This is a genomic window from Rhodococcus baikonurensis (genome assembly GCF_040489275.1).
GTDB lineage: Bacteria > Actinomycetota > Actinomycetes > Mycobacteriales > Mycobacteriaceae > Rhodococcus_F > Rhodococcus_F baikonurensis.
Genome location: NZ_JBEUOQ010000006.1, coordinates 134961 through 148616 on the forward strand (window position 1 = coordinate 134961; position 13656 = coordinate 148616).

Below are 13656 nucleotides of genomic sequence, written 5' to 3' on the forward strand. Positions count from 1 at the left end.
GTGCGAAAGAACCCGGAACGTCGGCTTGCCCTGATCGACGCGGCAATCGAGGTGTTGGCCCGAGAGGGTGCTCGAGGCTTGACTTTTCGAGCCGTCGACACCCAGGCGGCCGTGCCGAACGGGACAGCGTCGAACTACTTTTCCAATCGCGACGACCTGCTCACCCAAGCGGGTGGCCGGATCTACGAGCGACTGATTCCGGACGACCTCGCAGGGATGATCGATCCCGTCAACGGCACCGATCGTGAGCGCCTGGTGACGCTCATGCTCGACGTGGTCGAGCGGGTCACCTCGTTCGGAACGGGTTTCCTCGCGCTCATGGAGTTGCGACTGGAGGCGACGCGTCGACCGGACCTGCGAGCGGTCTTGACCGTCCGCATCCGAGAAGACTTCGACCTCAATGTCGCCAATCACCTGGCATCCGGGGTGCCCGGCGATGCGATGACCGTTCGCCTGCTTTATTTGTCGCTGAACTGGCTCGTACTGGATCGACTCACATTGCCGAACCTGTTCGGGGAGGAAGATATTCGTACGATCGTCGAGGCGGCGGTGGATCGAGCGTTACCCCGCGAATCGTAGGAGGTCAGTGCCGTTCGGCAGGTTTGCGGCGGAACGAGAAGTATCGATGACCGAAGAAGCTCACACCGGCGACGATCAACATGACAACCGCTTGGGCGGGAAGCGGAGGGGCATGAAGAATCGACACCGCGATTGTTCCGAGTATCAGATTCAACACCAGGCCACCGGAATTGACGACGATGAACGCACCCAGGTCGCGTGCGACATGTCCGCGGACGCGGAAAACCAGAGTCCGATGCAGAACGAAAGCGATGAGCACGCTGATGGAGTACGCGCCGATCACAGCCACTTGATACAGATCCTTGTTGTCGAGGATCAGTGACCAGATCACGAAGAGCACGTATCCGATCGCCGTATTGGCCACTCCGACAATGGCAAACGCGATGGGTTGATGCTTGACCACCCGCAGCAGTGGACCGGGGTTCTCGGGTGATGCGATGTCTTCGGTCATGAAGACTCGGTCTTCACGGTCTCGATCCGGTCCTTGCGCCGGGCCCGCAGATACATCCACTCGAGCACGCCGAGGCCGAGGATTCCGGCGACCATCGAAGCGCCGCCGACCTTCCAACCCGGCGGGCGCCACGTCAGGACAAGCTCTGCGTCCTTCGTCCCGGCGGGAATGTCCACGGTGACAAAGGACTTCGCGACGACGTCGATCGGGACAGACTGACCGCCCAGGCTTGCCCGATATCCGGGCCAGCCGAGCCGTGCGAACACAACCCTGCCGCCGGTCTCCGAACTGACACGAAGGGTGCTCGACATGTTCGTTTCCCCGGTCGAAACAGCCTCGACGTCTTGGGCGTCGGCGATGCGTCCGTTGCGTGTCGAGACGGGGCCGTCGACGCGTTCGAGCACCGAGATGTAGTTCTCGTGGCCGGGGTAGTCGACCCATGTCCATCCGTCGGGAGCCGGGTTCTTGCGTGCATCGGGGTAGAGGGCGTTCTGAAGTACGACGCGGTCCACGTTCATCAGGTCGACGATGGTGCGGCCAGTGGTGGGTTCGACGGTGAATGCACGTCGGAAGGCGTCGGGGCAGACGCTCATGTCCCAGCGCATGCAGAGCAGATCACCGAAGTAGAAGTGCCCGTTGGGGGTGTAGCCGCTGGTGTAGGTCAGTTCGAGGTCTTTGGGATAGTTGCCGAAGGCCAGGGAACCGTACGCTCCGTCGAGGGTCTTGTCCCCGGGAGCGATGAGCGCACGGTCGCCCAGTTGCAGTGTCGTGCCGTCGAAGTCGGGGAAGGCCTCTTTCATCTCCGAGCGGGATTCGGGCAGGTTCCAGCTCATCGGGGTCGGTTGCGCGGCTCGAACCTGGGCGTAAGCGATGGGGGAGACCGCGGCGATTGCCAACAGACATGCGAGCGCGGTGCCCTTCGTACGGCCCAGCCAGACCATCGCGGCGCCCAGTGCGACAACGACCAGGGCTGAGATCACGTGCCATTTCGCGAGCCCGGGGGCTGCCGAGGCGGACCTGATCAGAAGCAGGCCGACGAGGATTCCCGCTGCAACGGCGCGCCCGCGCAACTTGTCGGTCGTGGCGTAACGCCCGAGCAGGATGCACACCAGAAGCAGGAGTCCGATGGCCACCATCGGAAGAACGCGCGCGGGCCACCGAAGTGGGCCGATCGTGCTCGGCCCGGCAGTCCACATGAGGACGGCGACCGTGAAGATCCCGACGGCGGTCAATTCGCGTGCCGCGGCGCGTGCCTTGCCCCAGTCTATGAACGCCAGGGCGGGTATGAGGAACCAGGCGATGTAGACCATGGGCATGGTCTGGATGTATCCCCACCACGAGGAGAATGCAGGCATGGTGCTCGGCAGGCTCGCGTTCAGCGATTCCGACCAGGGAACGGCGAGGAAAGCGTCGTTCTTGACTTCGGATGCGCCGCGCCAGGTGACGTCGGCGGTGAGCAGGCTCGGTAGATACGTCGCGAGACCGGCGAGGGCGGCACAGGCAGATACCGCCAGAAGCCGCAGCGACGGCAACCAACGCCGTTGATAGACAACTTCGCCGATTGCGACCGCGCCGATCATCAAGCCGGATTCGACTGCGGGGAAAACATATTGGACCGACATCGCGAGATACAAGAACACGAAGGTCGGGATCGGACCGCTCTTACCGCGGGCGTAGCGGATTGCCGACGCCCATGCCTGAACCATCCATGCGGTGCCGGTGAAGGCTGTCATCCAACTGGCGGAGTCGAAGAACAGGAGGAACCCGGTGAACGGAATCGAGACTCCGGCGACCGCAGCCCACATGGGCTTCGAGCCGTACTCCAGGCAGATCCGATAGACGCCCAGCGCAAGGATGATTGCGAAGAGCAACTTCACGATCGTCGCGTACAGCGCGAGGTTGTCGAAGGACGGTGCGATCAGGTCGATCAGAAGTTGCGGCGGATTGAGAAGGCCCGCTTCCTCGATCGCGTAGTTGCCCGCCATCCAGTTCTCGGGGACGAGTACCGGCAGGTGGCCGTCTCGCAGGCTACGGCCGAGCATGACCCACAGCGGCGCGTACTGGGACTCGGTGTCGTCGGTGTAGAAGTGACGAGCGTTCGCGAGTACCACGGCCAGGTAGCCGGCGATGACACCGACCGCCGTGACGGCGCCCCACTTGTACACGTCTGCCCGGGCGAGAGTGCGAGTTTCCACCACGAGTTCCAGACCTTAACAGGGCAGGTGGGGCGCACGGAGACGCGAGCGCGTCACGCGCCGTCGGCATCCGAAGTCCGGACACCTCTGCGTGTTAAAGTTCGCGACGGTGTGGGCCCGATCGTGCCTGTCTCTCGGCGCCAGTCGAGCCCCCTGAAGGGAGTGGAAGCGAGTGCACTCGATTTCCGTCGTAGTGCCCGTTTATCAGGGCGAAAAGACGATCACGGCGCTCGTCGAGGAGTTGGACGGCCTGTGCGCGCCGAGTTCGACGCCCGGTGGTGCGCAGTTCACCGTCGACGAGATCGTTCTGGTCCACGACAACGGCCCGGACCGCTCCGACGTCGTGTTACTCGAATTGGAGCGCCGTTTCGATCAGGTGCGTGTCGTGTGGCTCAGTCGCAACTACGGCCAGGACGCGGCGACTATCGCCGGTATGGCCGCTGCCCGTGGACAGTGGATCGTGACGATGGACGAGGACGGCCAGCACGACCCGGTACATATCGGGGCTTTCCTCGACACGGCGCTGACGGAGCGATCCGACCTCGTGTATTCCAAACCCACGAACACTCGCCCGCATGGATTCTTGCGGAACCTGACATCGCGCGGCGCAAAGATCGTCTTGGCGACGGTGTTCGCGTTCCCTGATTCGACGAGATTCGAAAGTTACCGCCTGATCCGAGGTGACATCGGCCGACAGTTGGCCGGCGTCGCCGCCAATGGCGTGTACCTGGACGTCGCGCTGACGTGGGTGGTCGGCAACACGGCCACGGCACCGGTGACTCTTCGAGCCGAAGGCCGGGAGGAATCCGGGTACAACTATCGGCGTTTGTTCTCGTTGTTCTGGAAGATGGTGTTGTGTAGCGGAACCCGCGGTCTGCGGTTGGTGAGTCTGCTCGGGGTCACCCTGGCGTCGGCCGGTGTGATCATGGCCGCGGTGATCTTCATCCAAGCCATGACCGGTGACAACAACGACCCGGAAGGATGGGCGTCGATCATCATGGCGCTGCTGGTCTGTTCGGGTGCGATCCTGTTTTCGCTCGGTCTCATCGCCGAATACCTCGGTGTTGCACTGCACGTCCTTGTCGGAAAGCCGCTGTATCTGACTGTCGATTCACCGCGGCCCGGAACCTCGATCGATCGGCATAGTCGTGAGCACTGATCGCATCATCTTCTCCCGCCCCTATCGGGCATCGAACGAATTGTCGAATCTGGCAACGGTTCTGGAGTCCGATCACATTCACGGTGACGGACGCTTCACCAAGTCCGCGACCGCTGCGCTCAAGGCGATCACCGGATCCACGCATGCTCTGCTGACGACTTCGTGCACTCATGCACTCGAATTGGGTGCGCTGCTCCTCGAATTGGGACCTGGCGACGAGGTGATCGTTCCGAGCTTCGCGTTCAGTTCGGCGGCGACTGCCGTCGCGTTGCGCGGCGCCACTGTTGTGTTCGTCGACATCGATCCGAGTACCGGCAATATCGATCCCGACTGCGTCGCAGCGGCGATCACGGAGCGCACCAAAGCTGTACTGGTCATGCATTACGGCGGAGTCGCCGCCGACATGGAACCTCTCCTCGACCTCGCAAAACTCCACGGCGTCGCGTTGATCGAAGACAACGCCCATGGCCTCGGCGGAAAGTGGCGTGGGCGGGCGCTCGGCACCATCGGAACTATCGGTACGCAGAGTTTTCACGACACCAAGAACGTTCATTGCGGCGAGGGCGGCGCGCTGTTGCTCTCCGACGATCAGCTGATGACCCGCGCCGAAATCATCCGTGAGAAGGGGACCGACCGTGCGCGTTTCCTACGCGGCCAGGTCGACAAGTATTCGTGGCAGGACATCGGGTCGAGTTATCTGCCCAGTGAACTCAATGCCGCTGTCCTCGACGCACAACTCTCGGAGTTCGACGCGATTCAAGCGGCCAGGCATCGCGTCTGGGATGCCTACAGCGTGAGTCTGGGCGAGTGGACGTCCGAGAACGGTGTCGTTCCCATGTCGGTCCCCGATGATCGCGAGCACACCGCGCACCTGTTCTATCTCAAGATGCCGACCGAAGAGAGTCGAGACGGGTTGATCCGGCATCTTGCCGCTGATGGAATCGTGGCGCCGTTTCACTACGTCCCGCTCGATACGAGTGCGGCCGGTGTGCGCTACGGACGAACACCGGAGCCGTGTGTGCGTAGCGCCGAATTCTCCGCGTCGATCCTTCGCCTGCCGCTGTGGCCCATGCTCACGTCCGAACAACAGGAACGGGTGATCGGTTCGGTCCTCGACTACAAGCAGGCTTGAGGACGAACACGACCGCGTGGATCGAATCAGGGCCCGGACGCTTCGGGCATCACCGAGTCCGCGGTCGTGGATGCCGCCGCCCAGTCGTCGATGCTTCCGCTCGGGAAGAGGATCTGTGTGACGCCGGTGACCGTGTCGCGAGCGTGCAGTGCGCTCTCGTCGTCGACGGCATCGGTGAACGAGGTGTCGGGATAGAAGCTGTCCTCGTCGGTGTACTGGACGTCTTCTCGTGAACCGATCGCGATGATGTATCGGTTGTCGTCGCCGACGATGCCGGTGGACAGATGGATCCACTTGTCCTCGACACAGCACATCCAGCCTTGTTTGACTCCGATGACCGGCTCGCCGAACAGGGCCTCGGGTAGGCCGAACCTCTGGTCGTAGCCGTCGGTTCCTTCGGGAGTGGATTGCCGCAGGTACTCGACGAACTGCTCGACCCGTTCAGGTCCGAGTTGGTCGGAGTCGTCGAGGATCCCGCTGTAGAAGGTGACCAGGTCACGTGTCGTGGTTTCGGTGTTCCACCACATACCGTCCCACGGCGGCGTCGTCGCGGTCAGTGCGTAACGCTCGGCGACGCGGCTGATCACCTCTTGGCCGCCGACCTCGTCCCAGAGAAGGTTGGCTGCGGTGTCGTCGGAGGATTCGAGCATCGCCGCCATGAGGGTGCGATCGTCGTCCGTGATGGGCCGCTCGCCGCGAGCGTCCTGATGGAGTAGATCCTCGGCGATGAAAAGTTTTGCCACCGAGGCGGTTTCGATCTGCTGGTCACCGGCGACGTCGAGGTATTTGTCCGAGGAGCGGTCGAGGATCGCGATGGAGACGTCCGCACCACGCCCGAGCGCCGCTACCTGAGCTTGCGCCAGGCGGCCGTCGAGGGTCTCTGCAACCGGAACGTTGGTGTCGGGAAAGGCGGGGGTCTGCATCGGATCATCCGGGTTCTGTCCGCCGCTGCACGAAGCCGCAAAAGTAACTGCGGCCACCATTGCGGCAATCCGGACGTACCGCGTACTCATCTGTTTCCCCCGGTAGCCCTGACACGGCACTGTTGCCGATCTTCTTGTCTCAGGATAGCGGTAGGGTCGGATCTCGTGATTCTCAAGACCGTGAACCAGCGCATTGCCGAGGAACTCGACGTCCGCGAAGGCCAGGTTGCAGCAGCAGTCGACCTTCTCGACGGCGGAGCCACGGTGCCCTTCATCGCCCGGTACCGCAAGGAAGTCACCGGCACGCTCGACGACGCCCAGCTGCGACTCCTGGACGAGCGGCTGCGGTATCTCCGCGAGCTCGACGACCGTCGTGACGCCGTGCTCACGGAGATCGACTCTCAGGGCAAACTCGACGACCAACTGCGCGGTCAGATCATGCTGGCCGAGACGAAAGCGCGGCTGGAGGACATCTACCTCCCCTTCAAGCCGAAGCGGCGCACCAAGGCGCAGATCGCCCGCGAAGCCGGCCACGAGCCCGTCGCGGATGCTCTCATCGGAGATCCCACCACCGATCCCGCGCAGTATTCGGACGAACAACTCGACGGCGCCCGGTCGATCCTCGTGGAGCGCTTCGCCGAGGACGCCGATCTGGTCGGTGAATTGCGCGAGCTGATGTGGAATCGCGGCCAGGTCGTCTCCTCGGTCCGCAAGGGCAAGGAAACCGATGGCTCGAAGTTTGCTGACTACTTCGAGTTCTCGGAACCGTTCTCCAAATTGCCCTCGCACCGCATCCTCGCCGTCCTGCGCGGCGAGAAGGAAGAAGTGCTGTCGCTCAACATGGCGGCCGACACCGAAGAACTCGCGGCGGGGGAGCGCACGGTCTACGAAGGCCGCATCGCGTCGCGGTTCGAGATCGCCGACCGTGGGCGGGCCGCCGACGGGTGGCTTCTCGACACTGTCAAGTGGGCCTGGAAGACGAAGTTCGTCGTCACGCTCGGTATCGACACTCGGATGCGTCTGCGGCAGTCGGCCGAAAAGGACGCCGTCGACGTTTTCGCCACCAACCTCAAGGATCTACTCCTCGCAGCTCCCGCCGGCGCCCGACCCACCATGGGACTCGACCCCGGATTCCGCACCGGAACGAAGGTTGCCGTCGTCGACGGAACCGGCAAAGTTGTTGCCTACGAGACGATTTACCCGCACCAGCCGCAGAACAAGTGGGATGCGGCTCTTGCGACGCTTGCCGGGCTGGTAGCCAAGCACGGCGTCGAACTGATCGCCATCGGCAACGGCACGGCCTCACGTGAGACCGACACGCTCGCTACCGAACTGATCAAGAAGACCGGCGCGCCCAACCTGACCAAGATCGTCGTCTCCGAGGCAGGCGCATCGGTGTACTCGGCTTCGGCCTACGCGTCGCAGGAACTTCCCGACCTCGACGTCTCGATTCGCGGTGCGGTGTCCATTGCGCGTCGCCTGCAGGATCCTTTGGCGGAGTTGGTCAAGATCGATCCCAAGTCCATCGGTGTCGGTCAGTACCAGCACGACATCACCGAATCGCTGCTCTCACGTTCCCTCGACGCCGTCGTCGAGGATGCCGTCAACTCGGTCGGCGTCGACGTCAACACCGCGTCCGTGCCGCTGCTCGCTCGGGTGTCCGGAATCGCGGGTTCTCTCGCGGAGAGCATCGTTGCGCATCGGGACCAGAACGGTCCGTTCAAATCCCGCAAGGGACTCAAGGACGTCTCCCGCCTGGGGCCCAAGGCTTTCGAACAGTGCGCAGGCTTCCTGCGGATCACCGACGGTGACGACCCGCTCGACGCGTCGAGCGTCCACCCGGAGGCATATCCGGTGGTTCGCAAGATCGTTGCGAGTGCGGGCGGGGACGTGCGCACCGTGATCGGAAACTCGCAGGCACTTCGATCGGTCAAGGCGTCCGACTACGTCGACGAGCGATTCGGTCTGCCAACCGTCACCGACATCATCTCCGAGTTGGAGAAGCCGGGACGAGATCCACGACCCGAATTCAAGACCGCGACCTTTGCCGCAGGCATCGAGAAGGTGGCGCATCTCAAGCCAGGTATGACTCTCGAAGGCGTGGTCACCAACGTCGCAGCCTTCGGCGCCTTCGTCGACATCGGAGTTCATCAGGACGGTCTGGTTCACGTCTCCGCGATGTCACACAACTTCGTCAAGGACCCACGCGAGGTCGTCAAATCCGGTGACGTCGTCAAGGTGAAGGTTCTCGAAGTGGACGAGGCACGCCAACGCATCGGGCTGACGCTTCGTCTCGACGACGAGGTGGGTGCGCCCCGCAAGTCCGAAGGCCCGCGTGGTGGGCAACCTCAGCGTCAGGGCCAGCCGCAGGGTCCGCGTCAGGGGCAGGGGCAGCAACGAGGAAATGGCGGACGCCAGGGTGGACGCGAGCAGCGACCGGACAACCGCGCGCCTGCTGCCGGGTCGATGGCCGACGCTCTGCGCAAGGCGGGCTTCGGCAAGTAAATCCGTCCGCCGGGTTTTCGAAGTCCGTATCGTCACAATCGAGTCGGTTGGCGGTATGAATCCGATCAGGGTCGGATCATGAATTCGGTGAAGGGAGGACAGCGATGCGAGAGTGGCTCGAGCGCGAGATCATCGCCCATGGCCGATTGCCGTTGCTGTTCTTCCTGCTCGGGTTCCTGTCCGCGTTCCTTTTCATCCGCCTCAGCGTTCGGATGATTCGCGCGCAAGTGAAATGGTGGCCGGGCAACATCGCGCCCGGAGGTCAGCATGTGCATCACGTCGTGTTCGGTGTGATCGCCATGATGATCTCCGGTGGTGCGTTGATCGCGGTCTACGTCGATGGTTCGCAGACCACCGGTGCCGTCCTGGCGGCGATCTTCGGTATGGGTGCGGCGTTGGTGCTCGACGAGTTCGCACTGATCTTCTATCTGAAGGATGTGTACTGGTCCGAACAAGGTCGGACATCGGTGGATGCGGTCTTTGTCGCGATCGCCGTGACCGGTCTGGTGCTGCTGGGTTTCCGCCCCCTCGAACTGCTCGACGTCGCTGGATTCCGTGAAGAACGAGATCCGTGGATCAAATTGGTCTTCGTTTTCGTCGCGTTGATCAACTTCGCCTTGGCGGCAATCGTGATTCTCAAGGGGAAGATCTGGACGGGGCTCGTCGGTCTGTTCGTCTTTCCGCTGCTGGTAATCGGCGCGGTTCGCTTGAGCCGGCCGGGTGCACCGTGGGCTCGCTGGCGATACACGCGCAAGCCGAAACGGATGAACCGCGCGCTCGAGCGTGAACGGAAGTGGCGTCGACCGGTCATCCGGGCCAAGATCTACGTCCAGGATCTCATTGCCGGATCACCGAGCGTCGAGCATGCGATGACCGCGGCCGAGCAGGAACTGGACCACACCATCCACGCGGCTCCGCCGCCACCGATTTCCCCGCTGGTGTCCGCGTCTGGCACAATGGACGGGTTGCCTGGACCAGGCAGCAGCACTTGATCTGGGCACGAACCAGACGAGCGCCGTTTCGGGAGACCGAAACGCGTGCCGCTCGGTTCCTCTGCTCCTGCGAAATACAAGGATGACATATGAACACCCTGGACTTCCTGGACAAAAAGTCGCTCCGCGACGACATCCCCGAGTTCCGTCCCGGCGACACGCTCAACGTGAACGTCAAGGTTATCGAAGGCTCCAAGGAGCGCGTGCAGGTCTTCAAGGGCGTCGTTATTCGTCGCCAGGGCGGCGGCGTTCGCGAGACCTTCACCGTCCGTAAGGTCTCCTTCGGCGTCGGCGTCGAGCGCACCTTCCCGGTTCACAGCCCCACGCTGGCCTCCATCGAGGTTCTGACCCGCGGTGACGTCCGTCGCGCCAAGCTGTACTACCTCCGTGAGCTTCGTGGCAAGAAGGCGAAGATCAAGGAAAAGCGCTGATCTTTCCGATGAGCCCGGCACCGCGTACGCGCGGTGTCGGGCTAATCTGGTTTCTGTGGCAGATTCTTCGAAGGAGCAGGCATTGTCGTCCGGACCCGAGAATCACGAGGGATCAAGCGGTTCCGCGGAACCGACCTCACATCGGCCGCAGAAGAAACAGCGATCGTTCCTGCGAGAACTCCCTGTTCTGATCGGCGTAGCGCTGGTACTCAGCATCGTCCTTCAGGCATTTGTCTTCAGAGTTTTTCTCATCCCATCCGAGTCGATGGAACCGACACTGCACGGCTGTGCAGGATGTACCGGTGACCGCATCGTGGTGGAGAAGATCGGATACCGCTTCGGCGATCCGGAACCCGGTGACGTCGTCGTCTTCAAGGGACCCGATTCGTGGAACACGAAATATGTGTCCAATCGGTCCGACAACGTTGTAGTCCGCGGCATTCAAGAAGTCGGTTCGTGGGTCGGCCTCGTTCCGCCGGACGAGAACGACTTGGTCAAGCGAGTGATCGCAACAGGTGGCCAGACCGTCGAATGCTGTGACGACCAGGGCCGAGTCCTGGTCGACGGCAAACCGCTGAACGAGCCGTACATCAAGATGGATTTCCCGTTCACTCCGGGAACACAAACGTGTGACACCGAAGTGAAGTCGGGCCGATGCTTCGGACCGATCACCGTTCCCGAGGGCCACGTGTGGGTCATGGGCGACAACCGCAGCAATTCCGCCGACTCGCGCTACCACGTGGATGACGAGTTCCAGGGAACAGTCCCGATCGACAACATCATCGGTCAAGCTCGATTCATCGTCCTTCCCCCGTCGCGAATGGGCGGCATCGATGCGCCTGACATTCAGGGCAACTGAGTTGTCGGACCGCACACATGGATTCGCGTAGTTCCGAGTAGGCAGAGACAGTGAGTAGTTGGCCCCCTCGCGTTGTCATTCGCAGATCGGCAGGTCTGCGGACGATGGAGTCTGCGTTGGCGCGAACCGGACTCGGTCCGGTCGCCGGCGTCGACGAAGCCGGGCGCGGAGCGTGCGCTGGTCCACTCGTCATTGCCGCGTGTGTCCTGGCGCCGAAACCGCAAGCGGCACTGGCGAGGCTCGACGATTCGAAGAAGTTGACCGAACGCGCGCGCGAGGAGCTTTTCCCGGCCATCAAGCGTTTGGCGTTGGCGTGGAGTGTTATTTCGGTACCCGCTGCGGAAGTCGATCAGATCGGTATCCACGTCGCCAACATCGAGGGGATGCGACGAGCAGTTGCGGGCCTCGACCTCGAACCGGGCTACGTCCTCACCGACGGGTTCCGGGTTCCGGGTTTGACGGCTCCGTCGCTGCCGGTCATCGGCGGTGACGGCGCCGCTGCATGTATCGCCGCGGCCAGCGTTCTCGCGAAGGTCACCCGAGATCGTGTGATGACGGAGATGGACAGCACTCATCCCGGATACGGTTTCGCGATTCACAAGGGATACAGCACGCCCCTGCACATGGACGCTCTCGAAGACCTGGGGCCGTGCCCCGAACACCGCATGACCTATGCCAACGTGGTGGCTGCGGGAGTCCGGTTGGAACAACGTGCAGGCCGTACGGGATGATGGAAGTTCAGACGAACTGGGAGGACTGGCTAAACCGATGAGTGCCGAGGATCTCGAGAAGTACGAAACCGAGATGGAGCTGTCGCTCTACCGTGAATACCGGGACATCGTCGGACAGTTCTCCTACGTCGTGGAGACCGAACGACGTTTCTACCTGGCCAACACGGTCGAGTTGCTGCCCCACAATTCCGACGGGGAAATCTACTTCGAGCTGCGGATGTCCGACGCCTGGGTGTGGGACATGTACCGCCCGGCGCGATTCGTGAAGTACGTGCGCGTCGTGACGTTCAAGGACGTCAACATCGAAGAGTTGGACAAGCCGGATCTGCGCCTTCCTGACTGACCTGTGCGTGCTGCACAGATCTCGACGACGAAGTGCCCCGCCGATATCGGCGGGGCACTTCGTATTTCGCTGCTTTGTGCCGGATCAGTTGCCCTTGACGTTCACGATCTGACGCAGGGTGTGTCGAATCTCGACCAAGTCCTTCGCGTCGTCCATCACGACGTCGATGTCCTTGTACGCACCCGGGATCTCGTCGAGGAACGCCGCGGAGCGCTTGTATTCGATGCCGACCATCGCTTTGTCGAGATCTTCGATGGTGAAGGTCTTGCGTGCCTGGTTACGTCCGTACACCCGACCCGCGCCGTGGGGGCTGGACTTGAACGAGGGCACGTTTCCCTTGCCGACGACGACGTAACTCGCGGTTCCCATCGAACCGGGGATGAGCCCGGGCGTGCCCTCGTCTGCCTTGATCGCACCCTTACGGCTCAACCACACTCCGCGACCCATGTGGAACTCCTTCTGGGTGAAGTTGTGGTGGCAGTTGATCCGCTCGAGCTCGTCGATGATCGCGGGTTTGCCGTCACCCATGAAATGCGCGAAGTCCTTCACGACGCGGTCCATCATCTCTTCTCGGTTGAGCAGGGCGAAATGCTGAGCCCAGTTGAGATCGGTGATGTACGAGTCGAATTCGGGTGTCTTCTCGACCAGGTAGGCAAGATCCGGATCGGGAAGGTCGATGTACCACCGCTCGCACAAGTCCTTGGCGATCTTGATGTGATGCTGTGCGAGCTTGTTTCCGATACCGCGGCTTCCCGAGTGCAGAAAAAGCCAGACGCCGTCGCTTTCGTCGAGCGTCACCTCGATGAAGTGGTTGCCAGAACCCAGCGTTCCGAGCTGAAACCTCCAGTTGTTCTTGAACTTGTCGTAGAAGGCCAGGCGATCGCCCGCCATTGCCTCGAGTTCTGCGATGCGGATGTGCGCCGTGTCGCTCAGCGTCGTGTTGTAGACACCTGCCGAGAGCGGGACGGAGCGTTCGATGCTGTGGCGAAGGACGCTCAGGTCGCGGCCTTGAAGGTCGCGTGCGCTGAACTGGGTTTTGACCGCTATCATTCCGCAGCCGATATCGACTCCGACAGCGGCGGGCATGATTGCGCCTTCCGTCGGAATGACCGAACCCACCGTCGCACCCGCACCGAGGTGCGCATCCGGCATCAATGCCAGATGTGGACGGACAAAAGGCATCTGGGACGTGCGCAGCGCTTGCTCACGAGTGTTCTCGTCGAGTATCGATGCCCAGTTCCACAGCCTCTTGGTGATCTTCTCCATCAGATTTCTCCCACATAGTTCACAGCCGAACCGATCGGTCCGACGTGTGTCGTGCAGGATTGACCATGCGCTTCGTCCGTGGTTGTGTGC

Annotated in this window: 13 protein-coding genes; 9 read left to right on the forward strand and 4 right to left on the reverse strand. The window is 62.2% G+C overall.

Annotation, left to right across the window (positions count from 1 at the left end; translation table 11 throughout):
• On the forward strand, nt 1–579 hold the full coding sequence (locus ABWI03_RS16145) for a TetR/AcrR family transcriptional regulator (protein ID WP_095969237.1): 579 nt from the start codon (nt 1–3) through the stop codon (nt 577–579).
• A gap of 4 nt (nt 580–583) precedes the next feature.
• Here the strand turns inward: ABWI03_RS16145 and ABWI03_RS16150 are convergent, their stop codons facing one another.
• Nucleotides 584–1030, reverse strand: coding sequence for a GtrA family protein (locus ABWI03_RS16150; RefSeq protein ID WP_095969238.1), 447 nt, complete (start codon nt 1028–1030; stop codon nt 584–586).
• Entirely contained in the window at nt 1027–3225 is a 2199-nt protein-coding gene (locus ABWI03_RS16155; RefSeq protein ID WP_298780300.1) for a hypothetical protein, read from the reverse strand. Before ABWI03_RS16155 ends, ABWI03_RS16150 begins: the two co-directional genes overlap by 4 nt.
• Nucleotides 3226–3397: 172 nt before the next feature.
• On the opposite strand from ABWI03_RS16155, the gene ABWI03_RS16160 reads away from it, so the two are divergent.
• The gene (locus ABWI03_RS16160) at nt 3398–4384 is read left to right on the forward strand and encodes a glycosyltransferase (RefSeq protein WP_124566309.1); all 987 of its coding nucleotides are present in this window, start codon (nt 3398–3400) and stop codon (nt 4382–4384) included.
• Nucleotides 4374–5516 (forward strand): dTDP-4-amino-4,6-dideoxygalactose transaminase, encoded by a 1143-nt coding sequence (gene rffA / locus ABWI03_RS16165; protein ID WP_298780296.1) that lies wholly within the window; start codon nt 4374–4376, stop codon nt 5514–5516. Before ABWI03_RS16160 ends, rffA begins: the two co-directional genes overlap by 11 nt.
• Before the next feature lie 26 nt (nt 5517–5542).
• Here rffA and ABWI03_RS16170 read toward each other — a convergent pair whose 3' ends face one another.
• Nucleotides 5543–6529, reverse strand: coding sequence for a serine hydrolase (locus ABWI03_RS16170; protein ID WP_166809669.1), 987 nt, complete (start codon nt 6527–6529; stop codon nt 5543–5545).
• A gap of 75 nt (nt 6530–6604) precedes the next feature.
• On the opposite strand from ABWI03_RS16170, the gene ABWI03_RS16175 reads away from it, so the two are divergent.
• The 6 genes from ABWI03_RS16175 to ABWI03_RS16200 all read left to right on the forward strand — a co-directional run bounded on the left by ABWI03_RS16175 (nt 6605) and on the right by ABWI03_RS16200 (nt 12300).
• On the forward strand, nt 6605–8944 hold the full coding sequence (locus tag ABWI03_RS16175; protein WP_298780293.1) for a Tex family protein: 2340 nt from the start codon (nt 6605–6607) through the stop codon (nt 8942–8944).
• Nucleotides 8945–9048: 104 nt separating this feature from the next.
• Nucleotides 9049–9936: a hypothetical protein gene (locus tag ABWI03_RS16180; RefSeq protein ID WP_003942742.1), complete on the forward strand. Its 888-nt coding sequence runs from the start codon at nt 9049–9051 to the stop codon at nt 9934–9936.
• Between the two features lie 89 nt (nt 9937–10025).
• The gene (gene rplS / locus ABWI03_RS16185) at nt 10026–10367 is read left to right on the forward strand and encodes a 50S ribosomal protein L19 (protein ID WP_003942791.1); all 342 of its coding nucleotides are present in this window, start codon (nt 10026–10028) and stop codon (nt 10365–10367) included.
• 55 nt (nt 10368–10422) lie between these two features.
• Nucleotides 10423–11226, forward strand: a complete 804-nt coding sequence (lepB, locus tag ABWI03_RS16190) for a signal peptidase I (RefSeq protein WP_200315319.1) — start codon at nt 10423–10425, stop codon at nt 11224–11226.
• A gap of 50 nt (nt 11227–11276) precedes the next feature.
• Entirely contained in the window at nt 11277–11957 is a 681-nt protein-coding gene (locus tag ABWI03_RS16195) for a ribonuclease HII (protein WP_095969243.1), read from the forward strand.
• A gap of 37 nt (nt 11958–11994) precedes the next feature.
• Entirely contained in the window at nt 11995–12300 is a 306-nt protein-coding gene (locus ABWI03_RS16200) for a DUF2469 domain-containing protein (protein WP_003942715.1), read from the forward strand.
• Nucleotides 12301–12384: 84 nt separating this feature from the next.
• Here ABWI03_RS16200 and ABWI03_RS16205 read toward each other — a convergent pair whose 3' ends face one another.
• Entirely contained in the window at nt 12385–13566 is a 1182-nt protein-coding gene (locus ABWI03_RS16205) for an RtcB family protein (RefSeq protein ID WP_235171982.1), read from the reverse strand.
• Nucleotides 13567–13656: the final 90 nt, after the last annotated feature.

What these genes read in the sequence shown, in the direction of transcription:
- ABWI03_RS16150 (WP_095969238.1), bottom strand. Translation starts at nt 1,030, where the DNA reads ATGACCGAAGACATCGCATCACCCGAGAACCCCGGTCCACTGCTGCGG.
- ABWI03_RS16170 (WP_166809669.1), bottom strand. Translation starts at nt 6,529, where the DNA reads ATGAGTACGCGGTACGTCCGGATTGCCGCAATGGTGGCCGCAGTTACT.
- ABWI03_RS16180 (WP_003942742.1), top strand. Translation starts at nt 9,049, where the DNA reads ATGCGAGAGTGGCTCGAGCGCGAGATCATCGCCCATGGCCGATTGCCG.
- rplS (WP_003942791.1), top strand. Translation starts at nt 10,026, where the DNA reads ATGAACACCCTGGACTTCCTGGACAAAAAGTCGCTCCGCGACGACATC.
- ABWI03_RS16200 (WP_003942715.1), top strand. Translation starts at nt 11,995, where the DNA reads ATGAGTGCCGAGGATCTCGAGAAGTACGAAACCGAGATGGAGCTGTCG.
- ABWI03_RS16205 (WP_235171982.1), bottom strand. Translation starts at nt 13,566, where the DNA reads ATGGAGAAGATCACCAAGAGGCTGTGGAACTGGGCATCGATACTCGAC.